Raw genomic sequence first — 17,829 nt, 5'->3', positions numbered from 1 at the left:
CCCGTCTTTGTCGCTGAAAAATGCCAGTCGAAAGACTGGCATTTTTTTTTACTTGAAATCGACTTCCATCTGCTGAGGAATAGTTAAACCCTTCGTGGTCTGTACACAGCGGGCAATATAGTCGGTAAAGCGTGGGGGTTTCGGCATGCCGAGCCTGAGCAGTTTATCGTTACTGAAGCGCACATTCAGCGTGGCGAACGAGCCGTATAACCGCATTGCTTTCAGCATCAGACGCTCGTTACAAGGCCCGAAAATCGTTTTCAGTTCGCGGCGCATTTTGACCAGCGTTTCATAGCTTACCTGCGCGTAATTATCGGCAACAGGCGCTTTTTTCTGTGCCTGCGCCATGGCGATATCAATGTCAGCAAAGCGGACGCTATTCTCTTCGCCGGCGGAAATATGTACGACTTCGCCAGGCGCAATCTCTTTTTCCAGCAGCAGGAGTAACGCCTGCGCGCAATAATCCACCGGGATCACATCCACGCGATCTTCCAGCGAACACATAAATTTCTGCAGCATCAACCCCATGCTGAAGACCCAGAAAATACTGGTGGAGGGCAGGCAGCCGTGATGAGTATGTCCGACAACGATAGATGGGCGGGCGATAATCAGCGGCAGCTGTGGGCAGTGCTGGCGCATCAGCTGTTCAATGGTCGATTTAGAATGGGTGTAAGTCACCAGATGCTCAGCGTTTTCGCGAAACTCCGCGCTTTCCGGCACCAGGGAATTCGGCGCAGGCGTACACGACATCGCCGTGCCCACGTGCAAAAACCGCTGTAAACCTGCCACGTTATTCATACGGCGGGCAAACGCCAGCGTGCCTTCGACATTCACTTTCCAGATAAGCGGATTGTTACCGAATGAAGCCACGGCCGCGCAGTTAATCACATGCGTCACGCTATCAAGACGCGGATCAGCCAGAAAACATTCGGGCTCGCCTAAATCGCCGCACAGAATTTGTGAGGTTGTCAGCCGCGAAAGCTGGTCTTCGTTAAGGTTAAACTTACGCATATTGCTAAGTATGCGTTCCAGCCCGGCTTCGCTATCACCAGCGCGAACCAACAGTAATAAATTCATCTTTTCTGTGCGCTGCAGGATCTTTTCGACTACCGCCCCGCCCAGAAAGCCCGTCGCGCCCGTTATTAATAAAGTTGTCATTCATGTTATTCCACGTGGGTTGATGAGGCGGATTGTAGGAGCAGAAAAGTAAACGACATTTAAATAAAGGCGAGGCGTAAAGAGGGGGAAATTAAGATTGTTTTAAGGAAAGTCGTAAAGGGGATTAAGATAGGACAGTATGGCGAGTAGGAAATTCTGTTACGGTAAATAAATTTTTTATCTATTTGAATGTGTTGGCTTTTTGTTTTTATGGCGGCGTGGTTTATTTCCTGATAAAAAGCACAGAAGGGCCAGTAAAATTACGTTTTGTTACATTATTCCAGGCTTAAGCAGGCGTTGCAGAAAATATCTGTTCTGCAACGCCTGCTTATTACAGTAATAAAGGCAGCGTCGCGCTGGCGGTTTGCTGGCTGATTTCACTGTAGTGGCTGTCTGCGGCTATCAGCGACGCCGTTAACAGCTCGACCAGCAGCATTGCCCCAACTTTCGCATTGAGCGCGCCGGCATTAAGCGGGCCTTCCGGTTTGGCGGCCACCAGTTGCATATCGCTGAGCGACGCCAGCGGGCTGCGCGGCGTGTTACTGAGCGTCAGCACAGGCGCGCCGGCTTTTCGGGCGAGCTTCACGGCATGCAGCAGATCGCGGGTCGAGCCGGAGCTGGAAATGGCAACCACCAGATCGGTCTCGCAAAGCGTCGCCGCATTCATCGACGCCCGGTGCATATCGCTAAAGAGCTGCGCCGGTTTACCGAGCCGCAGGAGCTTGTAATGTAAATACTCACCGATAATAGCGCTCGCCGCGACGCCGTAAATCTGCACCGAGCGGGCCTGATGCAGCGCACGGGCGGCATCTTCAAGCCTTGCGCGATCCAGCAGTTGCGCGGTATCTCGCAGCGCCTGTACCGACTCCTCCACCAGCGTGTCCAGCGCATCGCCGCTTTGCGCGCGGGGCGCCTGACCCCGTTGCACATCCAGTGCCAGCGCCATTTTAAACTCGTTATACCCCTTGCAGCCGAGTGTCCGGCACAGGCGGGTCACGCTAGCCTCGCTGGTATCGCTCTCGCGGGCCAGCTCCGTAATGGTGAGGTAAAGCACGCGAGCCGGGTCGCTCAGCACATAATCCCCGAGTTTGCGCTGCGTGGGGCTAAAGCCTGAAAGCTCCTGGCGCAGCTTAAGCAGTAAATTTTCATTGTCAGACATAAAGGATCCTGAAGCACCGTCGACCAGCGATGAGTGTGCGTGAAAGCCCACTCGCAACGCCAGCCATTTTAAAAAAGTATGATCGCCTCCGCTATTGTTGATGATAATTTTCATTATAAATATTTATTGTGATAAATATTTTCATCATGACAATGACGGGGGTTTACGATGGCATTTTTCAGCGGAACATCTTCAGGGCGCTGGTTTGAGAAAGCGCAGCGTTTTGGCAAATCGTTTATGTTGCCGATTGCCGTCTTACCCGCGGCGGGCCTGTTGCTCGGCGTTGGCGGCGCGCTCTCCAACCCCAACACGCTGACGGCCTATCCGTTTCTCGATGTTGGCTGGCTACAGGCCGTCTTCACCATCATGAGCAGCGCTGGCGCGATCGTTTTCGCGAACCTGTCGGTGCTGTTTGCCGTCGGCGTGGCGGTGGGCCTCGCGCGCACCGATAAAGGCACGGCCGGGCTCGCCGCGTTACTCGCTTTTCTGGTGATGAATGCCACCATCAACGCGCTGCTGACCCTTACCGGAAACCTGGCGCAGAGCAATCCGGGCGCGGTCGGGCAGGGAATGGTCCTCGGAATCCAGACGCTGGAAACCGGCGTATTTGGCGGCGTGGTCATAGGTCTTGTGACGTGTGCGCTGCATCAGCGATTCAATAAAATCGCGCTGCCGCAGTTTCTTGGGTTTTTCGGCGGCTCCCGTTTTGTGCCGATTGTCAGCGCGCTGGCGGCGATCGTTATCGGCGCGCTGATGACCGTCGTCTGGCCGCCTTTTCAGAAAGTGATTTTCGGGCTGGGCGGGCTGGTAGAGGCGACCGGTTATCCCGGTACGCTGTTATATGGTTTTATTCTGCGAATGCTTGGCCCGTTCGGGTTGCATCACATCTTCTATTTACCTTTCTGGACCACAGCGCTCGGCGGCAGCGAGATAGTCAACGGCCAGCTGGTGGAAGGCACGCAGCGTATTTTCTTCGCACAGCTCGCAGACCCTGCCACGCAGCAGTTTTATATTGGCACGTCGCGCTTTATGTCCGGGCGCTTTATCACCATGATGTTTGGCCTGACGGGCGCCTGTCTTGCCATGTACCACACCGCGAAACCGGAGAATAAAAAACGCGTCGCGGGGCTGCTGTTATCCGCCGCGCTGACCTCATTTCTGACCGGCATTACCGAGCCGATTGAGTTCTCCTTCCTGTTTGTCGCCCCCGTGCTGTATGTCATCCATGCGTTTTTCGACGGCCTGGCTTTTATGCTGGCGCATCTGTTGCACATCACCATCGGTCAAACGTTCTCGGGCGGTTTTATCGATTTCATCCTCTTTGGCGTTTTGCAGGGCGAAGCGAAAACCCACTGGCTGCGGGTGCCGCTCGTCGGCGTGCCCTGGTTTTTCCTCTATTACTTCACGTTCCGCTACCTGATAACCCGTTTCGATTTCGCGACGCCGGGGCGCGAGAAAGAGACGCAGGCGGCGGTGCAGATGGACGCCAGCGAGCGGGCGCAGGCCATCGTCGACGGGCTAGGCGGACGGGATAACCTGCAGGATGTGGACTGCTGCGCCACGCGGCTGCGCGTGACGGTCTATGACGGGCGCAAAGTGAATGAAGCGGCGCTCACGGCCACCGGAGCGCGCGGGGTGATCCTGCGCGGTAACGGCGTGCAGGTTATCTACGGCCCCCACGTCACGATTATCAAAAATGAAGTCGAAGAGTTATTAAGCTGAGGTCAACGATGTTAGAGCAAATCAAAGGAAAGCTGGTGGTCTCCTGCCAGGCGCTGGAAAACGAACCGCTGCACAGCTCGTTTATTATGGGGAGAATGGCGCTGGCGGCGGCGCAGGGCGGGGCGGCGGGGATCCGCGCCAACAGCGTGGCGGATATCGCGGCTATTAAACAGCAGGTTACGCTACCGGTGATTGGCATCATCAAGCGGGATTACCCCGGCAGTGAAGTCTTCATTACCGCGACGATGCGTGAAGTCACGGAGCTGATGCGCGCCGCGCCTGAAATGATAGCCCTTGATGCTACCGCGCGAGCGCGTCCTGACGGCGAGACGCTGGAACAGCTCGTCAGGCGCATCCGGCGCAACTTCCCTGAGGTTTTACTGATGGCGGATATTTCAGACGTCGACGAAGCCGTTGCGGCCGAAGCGCTGGGCTTCGACTGCGTCGGCACCACGCTCTACGGCTACACCGCGCCAACACGCGGCCATCGCCTGCCGGAGAACGATTTCGCGTTGTTAAAAGACGTGCTGGCGGCGGTTGCGCTTCCGGTTATCGCCGAAGGCAATGTCGATACGCCCGAGCGCGCGGCGCGCTGCCTGTCGCTCGGCGCGCATGCCGTGGTCGTGGGCGGCGCTATCACGCGCCCGCAGCAGATTACGCGCCGCTTTACCGACGCGCTGGACTCACCAGTTATCTGACGAGCCGCCGCCGTCGCTTGAGCCGCCATCGCCGGAGCTCACGCTGTCGTGGCTGCTGTGATGGCTGCCACTGTCGCCGCCGGATAAGTGATGAAGGTTCTGATTGGCTATCCAGGCTGACGAGTTATCGCCTGATGACGTCCCGTTGCCTGCGCTAAACAGGCGCTGGGGAAACGCGAACGCCATGATAACCACCATGACTAACAACATGAGCGGCGCCGTAAAACTGAGCCACAAAAAAGGCACAACCCACGGGACATAATCGCTGGTGATGGCAAGCGCAGGCGTCAGCAGGCAGGACATGCCGAAAAAGAGCGTTATCAGCGTTTTCTTTTTACGCTTCATCAGCAGGACGGCCAGCGTGATGGCGAGAAACGGCAGCCCTTCCCAGTAAGAAAATCCTAAAAGGAACGGCTTAAGCCATGACCATAACCACGATGGCGAGTCCGCCGGCGGCAGCGGTTTGCCGCTGAGCACCGCGTCGATACCGGTAAGCCCCTGTCGGATGCCTTCGGCCAGTTCGCCCGCCCTGAACCAGGGGAGCATCCGCTCTTTAATGATTTGGCTCGCCAGCGCGTTGGTCAGCGTGGTTTCCAGACCGCGGCCCACCTCGATGCGCACTTTGCGATCCTCCCAGGCCACCAGTATCAGCACGCCATCGTTGCGCTGCGGGCTGCCCAGATGCCAGGTATTGAACACGCGCGTCGCGACGCTTTCCAGGTTATCGCCCTTTAAGGTCGGCACGATCAGTACCGCCGTCTGCGCGTGGGTGCGGGTATAGATTGAGGACACGTCAGTGATTAACGCGGCGTGCTCCTGGCCCGCCAGGAGGTCAGCCGGATCGTTAACAAAGCTTTCCATCGTCGGCACGGGGAAGGTTTGCGCCTGAGCGGCAACACCCGCGAGCGCCAGCGATATCGTCAGAAGAAATAATGTCAGTGTGCGTACCATTGCTTCACTTTTCCTTGTCTTCGCAGGGTCGTCAGCCGCCATAGTAACCGCCGCCCGGCGGGGCTGCCAATGACCTGGAATTAAGGGGCTATGGTCTGTGAAGGCGCGGCGCGCGGCCAGGAAGGCGCAAATGGCACATGATAGTGCGGCGGTTATCTGTAATAATTACTTTTTGGTCATAATCTGAGTGAATCATGCAGTACCCGATTAATGAGATGTTCCAGACCCTGCAGGGCGAGGGTTACTTTACCGGCGTGCCCGCCATTTTTATTCGTTTGCAGGGATGCCCGGTAGGCTGTGCCTGGTGCGATACCAAACACACCTGGGAGACGCTCGCCGATCGGGAAGTGTCGCTTTTCAGCATTATCGCGAAAACCAAAGAGAGCGATAAATGGGGCGCGGCGAGCCCGGAAGATCTGCTGGCGGCCATTGAGCGTCAGGCTTATACCGCGCGCCATGTGGTGATCACCGGCGGCGAGCCCTGTATTCACGACCTGCTGCCGTTAACCGAGCTGCTGGAAGCGCACGGTTTTAGCTGCCAGATTGAAACCAGCGGCACCCATGAAGTGCGCTGCACCACCGGCACCTGGGTGACCGTGTCGCCGAAAGTGAACATGCGCGGCGGTTACGAGGTGTTGGATCAGGCGCTGATGCGCGCTGATGAAATCAAGCACCCGGTAGGGCGCGTGCGTGATATCGAGGCGCTGGATGAACTGCTGGCGCGTCTGCATGACGAGAGACAGCGCGTGATTGCGCTTCAGCCGATAAGCCAGAAAGAAGACGCGACGCGTTTGTGCATTGAGACTTGTATCGCCCGCAACTGGCGATTGTCGATGCAGACGCACAAGTATTTGAATATTGCATAAAAAAAGGAGCCAACGGCTCCTTTTTTTATGCGTGATTGGCGGCGGGTAAGCAAAACGCCACTTGCCAACAGATACTACTAAACCTTATTCGCCGCGATACACGCAACCGGCGGTGCAGGTCTCTTTAATCATCACCGCGCTCAACAGCGGCATACGGGGCTTCATCTGATCCCAAATCCAGCGCGCCAGCACTTCGCTGGTCGGATTTTCAAGGCCGGGGATATCGTTCAGATAATAGTGATCCAGGCTATCGTAAATCGGTTTAAACGCCGCTTTCAGCTCGGCGAAATCGATGATCCAGCCGGTATGCGGGTCTACCTCGCCCGTAATCTCCAGGCGCACCATAAAGGAGTGTCCGTGCAGGCGGCCGCATTTATGGCCTTCGGGAACGTGGGGCAGTCGGTGAGCGGCTTCGAAGATAAAATCTTTAAACAGGGTGGTAGGCATTACGCAGTCTCAGTCTTGCTAAAAAAACCGCCGCATAGTACCGGAATTGACCGTTTTTAGCATTAACTAAAACCGTCGTAAGCGGTAACCGCGTAAAATGCCGCGTCCCTGGTTTTAAACCCTATCATTATCAATGCCTTATTTAACCTGTTTTTGCGTTTACGCTTATAGATAAAAGCGGTTAGTCCGTTTGGTTATTAATTATTTCCATCCCTTCTTTAATTGTTATTCTTGCCGCCGTTACCCTTACTTTCTCTTCTGTTTTTGCACTGAAAAACAGCTTTGCTACTGGAACATAACGACGCATGACGACTCAGGCCCCACCGAACGCGTTGCTCCCGCTCAGCCCGGAGCAGCTGGCTCGCCTTCAGACGGCGACGCATGATTTCACCCCCACGCAGCTGGCCTGGCTTTCGGGCTACTTCTGGGGAATGGTTAACCAACAGCCTGGTGCGGCGGTGGTGCAAACGCCCGCGGCGCCTGCGTCGGTCATTACGCTTATCTCCGCCTCCCAGACCGGCAACGCGCGCCGCGTCGCCGAAGCGCTGCGCGACGATCTGCTGGCTGCGCAACTTAATGTGAACCTGGTGAACGCGGGCGACTATAAATTCAAACAAATCGCCCAGGAAAAACTGCTGGTCATCGTCACCTCTACACAGGGGGAAGGGGATCCGCCGGAAGAAGCGGTCGCGCTGCACAAATTCCTGCTGTCGAAAAAAGCGCCGAAGCTTGAAGGCGCGGCGTTCGCGGTCTTTGGACTTGGCGATACCTCTTATGAGCGCTTCTGCCAGGCCGGGAAAGATTTCGATACCCGTCTTGCGGAGCTTGGCGGCGAGCGCCTGCTGGATCGCGTCGATGCGGATGTCGAATACCAGGCCGCCGCTCAGGCGTGGCGCCAGCGCGTGGTGGATGTCCTGAAAGCGCGCGTGCCGAAAGAAACCCCGTCCCAGGCGGCGTTTACTTCCAGCGGCGCGGTGAATCTTGTCGATTCCACGCCTTACACTAAAGAAGCGCCGCTCACCGCGACGCTCTCGGTGAATCAGAAAATCACGGGGCGCCATTCACAAAAAGATGTGCGCCATATTGAAATCGATCTCGGCGACGCCGGGCTGCGCTATCAGCCGGGCGATGCGCTCGGCGTCTGGTATCAGAACGATCCGGCGCTGGTGCAGGAGCTGCTTGAGCTGTTATGGCTGAAGGGTGACGAGACGGTCACGGTGGACGGCAAAACGCTGACGCTCAGCGAAGCGCTCCAGTGGCACTTTGAACTGACGGTCAACACCGCCGCCATCGTTGAGAATTACGCCACGCTGACCCGCAGCGAAACGCTGCTGCCGTTAGTGGGCGATAAAGCGAAGCTGCAACACTACGCCGCCTCGACGCCCATCGTTGATATGGTCCGTTTCGCGCCGGCGCAGCTTGAGGCCGGGCAGCTTATCGGCCTGCTGCGCCCGCTGACGCCGCGCCTCTATTCCATCGCCTCGTCGCAGGCGGAAGTGGAAAACGAAGTCCACATTACCGTCGGCGTCGTGCGTTTCGAAATTGAAGGCCGCGCCCGCGCGGGCGGGGCGTCAAGCTACCTCGCCGATCGTCTTGAAGAAGAGGGTGAAGTGCGGGTGTTCATTGAGCACAACGACAACTTCCGTCTGCCCGCCGCGCCTGAAACGCCGGTCATCATGATTGGCCCTGGCACCGGCATCGCGCCGTTCCGCGCCTTTATGCAGCAGCGCGAAGCCGACGGCGCCACCGGTAAAAACTGGCTCTTCTTCGGCAACCCGCACTTTACTGAAGATTTCCTGTATCAGGTCGAGTGGCAGCGCTATGTAAAAGAAGGGCTGTTAAACCGCATCGACCTTGCCTGGTCTCGCGATCAGGACCATAAAATTTACGTACAAGATAAAATCCGCGAGCAGGGCGCGGAGCTGTGGCGCTGGATTCAGGAAGGCGCGCACATTTATGTCTGCGGCGACGCCAATCGCATGGCGAAAGATGTCGAGCAGGCGTTACTGGAAGTGATTGCGGCTTACGGCGAGATGGATGCCGAGGCGGCGGATGAATATTTAAGTGAGCTGCGCGTTGAGCGCCGTTACCAGCGAGACGTCTATTAATGAGCGAAAAATACCCAGGACCTCTGGTGGTCGAAGGAAAACTGACTGACGCGGAGCGCATGAAGCGTGAGAGTAACTTCCTGCGCGGCACCATTGCCGAAGATTTACATGACGGGCTGACCGGCGGGTTTAATGGCGACAACTTCCTGCTGATCCGTTTTCACGGCATGTATCAGCAGGACGACCGCGATATCCGCGCCGAGCGCGCCGAACAGAAGCTCGAGCCGCGTCACGCTATGATGCTGCGCTGCCGTCTGCCGGGCGGCATCATGACGCCGCAGCAGTGGCTTTCCGTCGATAAGTTCGCCGAGGAAAACACGATTTACGGCAGCATCCGTCTGACCAACCGCCAGACGTTCCAGTATCACGGCCTGCTGAAGAAAAACGTTAAACCGGCGCACCAGATGCTGCATTCCGTGGGCCTCGACGCGCTGGCGACCGCCAACGACATGAACCGTAACGTGCTCTGCACCTCAAACCCGGTCGAGTCGCAATTACATGCCGAAGCTTACGAGTGGGCGAAGAAACTCTCCGAGCATCTGCTGCCGCGCACCCGCGCCTATGCGGAGATCTGGCTCGATCAGGAAAAAGTCGCGACCACGGACGAGGAGCCGATCCTCGGCGCGACCTACCTGCCGCGTAAGTTTAAAACCACGGTCGTGGTGCCGCCGCAGAACGATGTCGATCTGCATGCCAACGACATGAACTTCATCGCCATTGCCGAAAACGGCAAGCTGGTGGGCTTTAACCTGCTGGTCGGCGGCGGGCTTTCCATCGAGCACGGCAACAAGAAAACCTACGCGCGCACCGCGACCGAGTTCGGCTACATTCCGCTGGAGCACACCCTGGCGGTGGCCGAAGCCGTGGTGACCACCCAGCGCGACTGGGGCAACCGTACCGATCGTAAAAACGCCAAAACCAAATATACGCTGGAGCGCGTCGGGCCGGACGTGTTCAAAGCCGAAGTGGAGCGCCGCGCGGGCGTGACGTTTGAGCCGGTTCGTCCTTACGAATTTACCGGTCGCGGCGATCGCATCGGCTGGGTGAAAGGTATTGATGATAAATGGCATCTGACGCTGTTTATCGAGAATGGCCGCATTCTGGACTTCCCGGACCGCCCGCTGAAAACCGGTCTGAGAGAGATTGCGAAGATCCACAAAGGGGATTTCCGCCTGACCGCCAACCAGAACCTGATCGTGGCGGGCGTGCCGGAAGGCGATAAAGCGAAGATAGAACAGATAGCCCGCGCCCACGGCCTGATGGCAAGCGTAACGCCGCAGCGTGAAAACTCGATGGCGTGCGTGTCGTTCCCGACCTGCCCGCTGGCGATGGCGGAAGCGGAGCGCTTCCTGCCGCAGTTTATCGATAAAGTGGACGGCATTATGGCGAAGCACGGCGTGGCGGACGAGCACATCGTGCTACGCGTGACCGGCTGCCCGAACGGCTGTGGTCGCGCGATGCTGGCGGAGCTGGGTCTGGTCGGCAAAGCGCCGGGGCGTTACAACCTGCATCTGGGCGGTAACCGCATCGGCACGCGTATTCCGCGGATGTATCGCGAAAACATCACCGAGCCGGAAATTCTCGACATCATTGATGAGCTGGTAGGCCGCTGGGCGACCGGGCGCGAGCCGGGCGAAGGGTTTGGCGATTTCACCGTGCGCGCTGGGATTATCCGTCCGGTGCTCGACCCGGCGCGGGATTTCTGGGAATAAGCGGTTAGCGTGGCATTGATAGCGGTGGATGGGCTGCGCTTATCCACCCTGCGAAGGCTGATTGGTTTTTTAGGGCGGGTAAGCGAAGCGCACCCGCCATCGCTAACCCGACATTTCGCCTGGCGCCGTACCGGTATCACACTTATGCAAGCGAGGTTCACATGTCCGTACTCGATCTCCATGCGCTGAACGCGCTGGACAAAGACGCCCGCGCTGACGCGCTCGCCGACACCAACGCGCAGCTTGAGGCATTAAGCGCCGAAGCGCGCGTCGGCTGGGCGCTCGAAAATCTGCCGGGCGAGTTTGTGCTCTCCTCAAGCTTCGGCATCCAGGCGGCGGTCTGCCTGCATCTGGTCACGCAGCAGCGCCCGGATATCCCGGTTATCCTCACCGATACCGGCTATCTCTTCCCGGAAACGTACCGCTTTATCGACGAGCTAACGGAAAAGCTCAACCTGAACCTGCACATCTACCGTGCTGAGCAGAGCCCGGCCTGGCAGGAGGCGCGCTACGGCAAGCTGTGGGAGCAGGGTGTTGAAGGTATTGAGAAATACAACGAGATCAACAAAGTCGAGCCGATGAACCGCGCGCTGAAAACGCTTAACGCGCAGACCTGGTTTGCCGGCCTGCGTCGCGATCAGTCCGGCAGCCGCGCTAACCTGCCGGTGCTCGGCATCCAGCGCGGCGTCTTTAAAATTCTGCCGATCATCGACTGGGACAACCGTACCGTATATCAGTACCTGCAAAAGCACGGGCTCAAATACCACCCGCTGTGGGACGAAGGTTATCTCTCGGTAGGGGATACGCACACGACCCGCAAATGGGAGCCGGGCATGGCGGAAGAAGAGACCCGCTTTTTTGGTCTTAAACGCGAATGCGGCCTGCACGAAGGCTAATGAAAAGCGCGCCCCAGGGCGCGCTTTTTACTTTCCGGCTTTCGCCAGCGTTTTTACCAGCGGCAGCAGGACGCGCATCACGTCGCGACAGCGTTTATCAATGCGTCCCGGCAGGGTCTGCTCCAGATATTGCAGATTATCCTGACGCGCATTATGCGCCACCGGCCCGACGTCGTGGCGGCCGCGATGACGGGCGGGATCGTTCACCGCCATTATCGACAGCACCGGAATGCCCGCGTTATCAAACGCCACGGCGTCGTTATCCGCAGGCGTCACGCTGCTGGCGGAAACGGGAATGCCGAAACGCCGCGCGAGCTTCAGCGCACTGTCGCGCGTGAGCTGACGTACCGCGGCAGGCGTGCTTTTGCCGCTGGTAAACGCCAGTTTATCGCCCGCCACCAGATGACTGAGATTAATCACCAGCAGCGTCTGTTTTTTCTCAAGCGCGCTCATGCGTTTCAGCAGGTTTTCCGCGCCCATGCCGCCTTCCTCTTCGCCGCTGGTGGCGATAAAGCGAACGCCGTAGCGTGTCGGCACATCTTTAAGGCGCTCCGCGAGCTCCAGCATCACGCCTATCCCCGCGGCATTATCGTCCACGCCCTGTAGCGTCAGGCCGCCGAGATTATTATCGACGTCGGCGTCGGTCAGCGGCGCGTAGGTATCAAGATGCGCCATCACAATAATCTGCTGCGGCGCCGTGCCCTCATGGGCGGCGATGACGGTGCTGCCGGTCACGTTCTGCCAGTTGGTGCGATGATTCCCGGCCGTATAGATATAGCGGCTGTGAAACGCACGGATATCGCTCTGATACCCCATGCGCACAAACTGCTGGCGCAGATAATCGGCGGCGAGCATCTCGGCGGGCGAACCGGTCATGCGGCCTGGGAATAACGTCGCTATGTGGCGGGTTTGCTCACTGGCGATATCGCCGGGGTGAATGGGTTGCGAGAAAGCGGGCAGGGTGAAGCATACGCTCAGCGCCAGGCTCAGTGTGCAGCGGCGCACTGCGGAAAACATAGAACGTCCTTACTCAAAAAAGCGCGACCAGTCAGTGGCGCTTAGTATGAAACTGTGACGGCGGTTACACAATTTGATTTGCGGATAAACGCCCGAAATTTCACGGCTTAAGCACTTTTTGATATGAGCATTTCTGACGCCTTATTCTTTTGTGGAACTATAAATACCAATTCGTAATTTCATCTGTTATCAGCTCCCCCCTATAGTCCCCTCTGGTCCCCTGTTGTTAGCGAGTTGTATCGCCGTGGAATATCTCCCGTTATTTGCTCAACTGAAACAGCGCCCCGTGCTGGTCGTCGGCGGCGGCGAAGTGGCGCTGCGTAAAATCGCGCTCCTGCGTCGCGCGGGCGCCTGCGTCTGCGTGGTAGCCAAAAAGCTGCACCCGGAGCTCGCGGCGCTGGAGCAGGAAGGCGCGCTGCGCTGGCTTGCACAGACCTTCGAGCCGTCGCAGCTCGACGCGGTGTTTCTGGTGATTGCGGCGACCAACGACGAGGCGCTCAACCGTCGGGTATTCGACGAAGCGAACGCCCGCCAGCGTCTCGTCAACGTGGTGGACGACCAGCCGCTGTGCTCCTTTATTTTTCCGTCGATTGTCGACCGCTCGCCGCTTATCGTCGCTATCTCCTCCAGCGGCAACGCGCCGGTGCTGGCGCGGCTGCTGCGCGAGAAAATCGAATCTCTGCTGCCGGCAAGCCTCGGGCGGATGGCCGAGGTGGCGGGCGGCTTTCGCGACCGTATTAAAGCGCGCATCCCCACGACTGACGGACGCCGTCGCTTCTGGGAAAAAGCCTTTCGTGGCCGCTTCGCCAGCCTGATGGCGGCGGGGGATACCCGCGCCGCCGAAGCGGTGCTGGAGGCGGAGCTCGACGCGCCGCAACCCGCGCAGGGCGAAATTATTCTGGTCGGCGCGGGGCCAGGCGACGCCGGGCTGCTGACGCTGCGCGGATTACAGGTGATGCAGCAGGCGGATGTCGTGCTGTATGACCATCTGGTCAGTGACGGCGTGCTGGATCTGGTGCGCCGCGACGCCGAACGTATCTGTGTGGGCAAACGCGCGGGCGCACACGCGGTGGCGCAGCATGAAACCAACCAGATGCTGATCGACTTCGCCCGCGAGGGCAAAACCGTGGTGCGCCTGAAAGGCGGCGACCCGTTTATCTTCGGGCGCGGCGGTGAAGAGCTTGAGGCGGCGAAAGCCGCGGGCGTGCCGTTTCAGGTGGTGCCCGGCGTCACGGCCGCCAGCGGCGCGACCGCCTATGCGGGCATTCCGCTGACTCACCGCGATTACGCCCAGAGCGCGGTCTTCGTCACCGGTCACTATAAACCCGACAGCGAACCGTTCGACTGGGCGCTGCTCGCGAAAAGCCGTCAGACGCTCGCTATCTATATGGGCACCATGAAAGCGGCGGAGATAAGCCAGCAGCTGATCGCCCACGGGCGCGACGCCGCAACGCCGGTGGCCGTGATAAGCCGCGGCACGCGCGACGACCAGCGCGTGCTGACCGGCACGCTTGATGCGCTCAGCGTTCTTGCGAAAGACGCGCCGATGCCCGCCCTGCTGGTGGTCGGCGAAGTGGTGCAGCTCCATCAGCAGCTCGCCTGGTTTCAACATTCAACCGACGCGGAAGCCATTCGTTCTTCCGTGGTGAATCTGGCTTAAGGAAAGGTTATGGATCAAAAACGACTCACTCACCTGCGGCAACTGGAGGCGGAAAGCATCCATATCATTCGTGAAGTGGCTGCGGAATTCGCTAACCCGGTAATGATGTACTCCATCGGCAAAGATTCCAGCGTGATGCTGCACCTGGCGCGCAAGGCGTTTTACCCCGGCACGCTGCCGTTCCCGCTGCTGCATGTGGATACCGGCTGGAAGTTTCGCGAAATGTACGAATTCCGCGACCGTACCGCCAAGGCCTATGGCTGCGAGCTGCTGGTGCATAAAAACCCGGAAGGCGTGGCGATGGGCATTAACCCGTTCGTGCACGGCAGCGCCAAACACACCGACATCATGAAAACCGAAGGGCTGAAGCAGGCGCTCAATAAATACGGTTTTGACGCGGCCTTCGGCGGCGCGCGCCGCGATGAGGAGAAATCCCGCGCTAAAGAGCGTATCTACTCTTTCCGCGACCGCTTCCACCGCTGGGACCCAAAAAACCAGCGCCCGGAGCTGTGGCATAACTACAACGGCCAGATCAACAAAGGCGAAAGCATCCGCGTATTCCCGCTCTCCAACTGGACCGAGCTGGATATCTGGCAGTACATCTATCTGGAAAATATCGAGATCGTTCCGCTGTATCTCGCCGCCGAGCGCCCGGTGCTGGAGCGCGACGGCATGCTGATGATGATCGATGACGATCGCATCGATTTGCAGCCGGGCGAAGAGATCAAACCGCGCATGGTGCGCTTCAGAACGCTGGGCTGCTGGCCGCTGACCGGCGCGGTGGAATCCAGCGCGCAGACGCTGCCGGAAATCATCGAAGAGATGCTGGTTTCCACCACCAGCGAGCGCCAGGGGCGCGTTATCGACCGCGACCAGGCAGGCTCAATGGAGCTTAAAAAACGTCAGGGTTATTTCTAAGGAGCCGCCATGAACACCACTATCGCACAACAGATCGCCAAAGAAGGCGGCGTGGAAGCATACCTGCACGCCCAGCAGCATAAAAGCCTGCTGCGCTTTCTGACCTGCGGCAGCGTGGATGACGGGAAAAGCACCCTGATTGGCCGCCTGCTGCATGATACCCGCCAGATTTATGAAGATCAGCTCTCGTCGCTGCACAATGACAGCAAGCGTCACGGCACCCAGGGCGAGAAGCTCGACCTGGCGCTGCTGGTCGATGGCCTCCAGGCCGAGCGCGAGCAGGGCATTACGATTGACGTGGCGTACCGCTATTTCTCCACTGAAAAGCGCAAATTTATCATCGCCGACACCCCAGGGCATGAGCAGTACACCCGCAATATGGCGACCGGCGCGTCGACCTGCGACTTGGCCATTCTGCTGATGGACGCCCGTAAAGGCGTGCTCGACCAGACCCGCCGCCACAGCTTTATCTCCACGCTGCTGGGTATCAAGCATCTGGTCGTGGCGGTCAATAAAATGGACCTGGTGGACTTCAGCGAAGAGACGTTCGAACGCATTCGTCAGGATTACCTGAGTTTTGCCGAACAGCTGCCGGGCTCGCTCGATATCCGTTTTGTGCCGCTCTCGGCGCTGGAAGGCGACAACGTGGCGGTGCAGAGCCTGAATATGGCCTGGTACACCGGGCCGACGCTGCTGGAAGTGCTGGAGACGATTGACATTCAGCGCGTGGTGGACGAACAGCCGCTGCGCTTCCCGGTGCAGTACGTCAACCGCCCGAATCTCGATTTTCGCGGTTATGCAGGCACCGTCGCGGGCGGCGTGGTGAAAGTTGGCCAGCGCGTTAAAGCGCTGCCGTCCGGCGTAGAGTCGAGCGTGGCGCGTATCGTGACCTTTGACGGCGACTTGCAGGAAGCGGGCGCGGGCGAAGCCGTCACGCTGGTACTGAAAGATGAAATCGACATCAGCCGCGGCGACCTGCTGGTGGACGCGTCGCAAAACGTCGCCGCGGTGCAGAGCGCGGCGGTGGATGTGGTCTGGATGGCCGAGCAGCCGCTAGTGCCCGGGCAGAGCTACGACATCAAAATCGCCGGTAAGAAAACCCGCGCGCGCGTGGATAACATTCAGTATCAGGTCGATATCAACAACCTGACCCAGCGCGTGGTGGAAACCCTGCCGCTGAACGGCATCGGCCTTGTGGATCTCACCTTCGACGAGCCGCTGAACCTCGATAAATATCAGGAGAACCCGGTCACCGGCGGCCTGATTTTCATTGATCGCCTCTCCAACGTGACGGTGGGCGCGGGCATGGTGCGCGAACCGCAACAGGATGTGTATCAGGAACCTTCCGCGTACAGCGCTTTTGAGCTGGAGCTGAATCAGCTGATTCGCCGCCACTTCCCGCACTGGGGCGCGCGCGATCTGCTGGGAGGCAAATAATGGCGCAGCATGACGAAAACGTCGTCTGGCACGCCCATCCGGTGACCGCGGCGCAGCGCGAGCAGCTCCACGGTCACCGCGGCGCGGTGCTGTGGTTTACGGGGCTCTCGGGCTCCGGGAAATCCACCGTCGCGGGGGCGCTGGAAGAGGCGCTGCATCAGCTTGGCGTGAGCACGTACCTGCTGGACGGCGACAACGTGCGCCACGGCCTGTGCAGCGATTTAGGCTTTAGCGACGACGATCGCAAAGAGAACATCCGCCGCGTCGGCGAAGTGGCGAAACTGATGGTGGACGCGGGGCTTGTCGTGCTGACCGCGTTTATTTCGCCGCACCGCGCCGAGCGTCAGATGGTGCGCGAGCAGTTAGGGGCGGGGCGGTTTATCGAGGTATTCGTGGATACGCCGCTTGAGGTCTGCGAGGCGCGCGATCCAAAAGGGCTTTATAAAAAAGCTCGCGCGGGCGAGCTGCGCAATTTTACCGGCATCGACGCCGTGTACGAAGCGCCGCAGACCCCGGAAATTCATCTCGACGGCCAACAATTGGTAACAAATTTGATTGCGCAATTGTTAGACCTGCTGCGTCGCGAAGATATCATCAAATCCTGAGACCGCGCCGGGAGTGCTTTTCCCGGCCTGTCACGTCACAGGATAAGCTATGCGTAATACCACGAACATGATTGTCACCCAGGCGGATACCGCGCCTGCCGTCGAAGAAACCACCTGGGCCTGGCCTGGCGCCGTGGTGGGATTTATCTCGTGGCTGCTGGCTCTTGGCGTTCCCTTTCTTCTCTACGGCTCCAACACGCTCTTTTTTCTGCTCTACACCTGGCCGTTTTTTCTGGCGCTGATGCCGGTGGCAGTGGTGGTGGGCGTGGCGGTTTTCTCGCTGCTGGAGCGTAAGCTGGTTTATAGCAGTCTCGCGACGTTGATAAGCGTGGGGCTGATGTTCGGGCTGCTCTTTTTCTGGCTGGTGAGCTAACGCGTCGCGATTTTCACGCTCTCTCAACAGGCGCGTGCGCATCGGCGCGCTTTCTGTGGTACATTCTGCCGCTGTTTAATTTCTTAACCTGCACGTCGTAGC

Annotated in this window: 17 protein-coding genes; 11 read left to right on the top strand and 6 right to left on the bottom strand. The window is 58.6% G+C overall.

The genetic code is table 11. The features are described 5' to 3' along the window. Positions 1–48: 48 nt before the first annotated feature. On the bottom strand, positions 49–1,158 hold the full coding sequence (locus tag AFK67_RS16490) for an SDR family oxidoreductase (RefSeq protein ID WP_007734924.1): 1,110 nt from the start codon (positions 1,156–1,158) through the stop codon (positions 49–51). A 331-nt stretch (positions 1,159–1,489) separates the two neighbouring features. Beyond that, complete coding sequence (locus AFK67_RS16485) at positions 1,490–2,317, bottom strand: MurR/RpiR family transcriptional regulator (protein WP_007734921.1); 828 nt, start codon at positions 2,315–2,317, stop codon at positions 1,490–1,492. 168 nt (positions 2,318–2,485) lie between these two features. Here AFK67_RS16485 and AFK67_RS16480 point away from each other — a divergent pair, with 168 nt between their 5' ends. Both AFK67_RS16480 and AFK67_RS16475 read left to right on the top strand, forming a co-directional pair. Next, complete coding sequence (locus tag AFK67_RS16480; protein WP_007734917.1) at positions 2,486–4,039, top strand: PTS transporter subunit EIIC; 1,554 nt, start codon at positions 2,486–2,488, stop codon at positions 4,037–4,039. 8 nt (positions 4,040–4,047) lie between these two features. Then, on the top strand, positions 4,048–4,737 hold the full coding sequence (locus AFK67_RS16475; RefSeq protein WP_007734914.1) for an N-acetylmannosamine-6-phosphate 2-epimerase: 690 nt from the start codon (positions 4,048–4,050) through the stop codon (positions 4,735–4,737). Here the strand turns inward: AFK67_RS16475 and AFK67_RS16470 are convergent. Then, positions 4,723–5,688, bottom strand: coding sequence for a TPM domain-containing protein (locus AFK67_RS16470; RefSeq protein ID WP_007734912.1), 966 nt, complete (start codon positions 5,686–5,688; stop codon positions 4,723–4,725). The genes AFK67_RS16475 and AFK67_RS16470 overlap by 15 nt on opposite strands. A 194-nt stretch (positions 5,689–5,882) precedes the next feature. Between AFK67_RS16470 and queE the strand changes: the two genes are divergently transcribed. Beyond that, positions 5,883–6,554, top strand: coding sequence for a 7-carboxy-7-deazaguanine synthase QueE (gene queE / locus AFK67_RS16465; RefSeq protein WP_007734910.1), 672 nt, complete (start codon positions 5,883–5,885; stop codon positions 6,552–6,554). 84 nt (positions 6,555–6,638) lie between these two features. Here the strand turns inward: queE and queD are convergent, their stop codons facing one another. Continuing rightward, positions 6,639–7,001: a 6-carboxytetrahydropterin synthase QueD gene (queD, locus tag AFK67_RS16460; protein WP_038869466.1), complete on the bottom strand. Its 363-nt coding sequence runs from the start codon at positions 6,999–7,001 to the stop codon at positions 6,639–6,641. A 181-nt stretch (positions 7,002–7,182) separates the two neighbouring features. Then, positions 7,183–7,308 (bottom strand): hypothetical protein, encoded by a 126-nt coding sequence (locus AFK67_RS23540; RefSeq protein ID WP_007730511.1) that lies wholly within the window; start codon positions 7,306–7,308, stop codon positions 7,183–7,185. Between AFK67_RS23540 and cysJ the strand changes: the two genes are divergently transcribed. The 3 genes from cysJ to cysH all read left to right on the top strand — a co-directional run bounded on the left by cysJ (position 7,307) and on the right by cysH (position 11,717). Beyond that, complete coding sequence (cysJ, locus tag AFK67_RS16455; RefSeq protein ID WP_038869465.1) at positions 7,307–9,109, top strand: NADPH-dependent assimilatory sulfite reductase flavoprotein subunit; 1,803 nt, start codon at positions 7,307–7,309, stop codon at positions 9,107–9,109. The two genes, AFK67_RS23540 and cysJ, sit on opposite strands and share 2 nt — an antisense overlap. Beyond that, entirely contained in the window at positions 9,109–10,821 is a 1,713-nt protein-coding gene (gene cysI / locus AFK67_RS16450) for an assimilatory sulfite reductase (NADPH) hemoprotein subunit (RefSeq protein ID WP_038884436.1), read from the top strand. The genes cysJ and cysI overlap by 1 nt, the downstream gene beginning before the upstream one ends. Before the next feature lie 161 nt (positions 10,822–10,982). Beyond that, on the top strand, positions 10,983–11,717 hold the full coding sequence (gene cysH / locus AFK67_RS16445) for a phosphoadenosine phosphosulfate reductase (RefSeq protein WP_007730503.1): 735 nt from the start codon (positions 10,983–10,985) through the stop codon (positions 11,715–11,717). Positions 11,718–11,744: 27 nt separating this feature from the next. Here the strand turns inward: cysH and AFK67_RS16440 are convergent, their stop codons facing one another. Beyond that, a complete protein-coding gene (locus AFK67_RS16440) occupies positions 11,745–12,734 on the bottom strand; it encodes an aminopeptidase (RefSeq protein WP_007730500.1) in 990 nt (329 codons plus the stop codon). Positions 12,735–12,978: 244 nt separating this feature from the next. Between AFK67_RS16440 and cysG the strand changes: the two genes are divergently transcribed. The 5 genes from cysG to AFK67_RS16415 are packed head-to-tail and all read left to right on the top strand — an operon-like array spanning position 12,979 to position 17,727. Next, a complete protein-coding gene (cysG, locus tag AFK67_RS16435) occupies positions 12,979–14,394 on the top strand; it encodes a siroheme synthase CysG (RefSeq protein WP_038884433.1) in 1,416 nt (471 codons plus the stop codon). Between the two features lie 9 nt (positions 14,395–14,403). After that, the gene (gene cysD / locus AFK67_RS16430; RefSeq protein ID WP_038868170.1) at positions 14,404–15,312 is read left to right on the top strand and encodes a sulfate adenylyltransferase subunit CysD; all 909 of its coding nucleotides are present in this window, start codon (positions 14,404–14,406) and stop codon (positions 15,310–15,312) included. A gap of 9 nt (positions 15,313–15,321) precedes the next feature. After that, positions 15,322–16,749, top strand: a complete 1,428-nt coding sequence (gene cysN / locus AFK67_RS16425; RefSeq protein WP_007730494.1) for a sulfate adenylyltransferase subunit CysN — start codon at positions 15,322–15,324, stop codon at positions 16,747–16,749. Continuing rightward, on the top strand, positions 16,749–17,354 hold the full coding sequence (gene cysC / locus AFK67_RS16420) for an adenylyl-sulfate kinase (RefSeq protein ID WP_007730492.1): 606 nt from the start codon (positions 16,749–16,751) through the stop codon (positions 17,352–17,354). Before cysN ends, cysC begins: the two co-directional genes overlap by 1 nt. 49 nt (positions 17,355–17,403) lie before the next feature. Beyond that, positions 17,404–17,727, top strand: a complete 324-nt coding sequence (locus AFK67_RS16415; RefSeq protein ID WP_007751878.1) for a DUF3561 family protein — start codon at positions 17,404–17,406, stop codon at positions 17,725–17,727. Positions 17,728–17,829: the final 102 nt, after the last annotated feature.

It is taken from the genome of Cronobacter dublinensis subsp. dublinensis LMG 23823, from assembly GCF_001277235.1.
GTDB classification, from domain to species: Bacteria; Pseudomonadota; Gammaproteobacteria; order Enterobacterales; family Enterobacteriaceae; genus Cronobacter; species Cronobacter dublinensis.
This window is presented reverse-complemented; position numbering and strand designations above follow the sequence as displayed.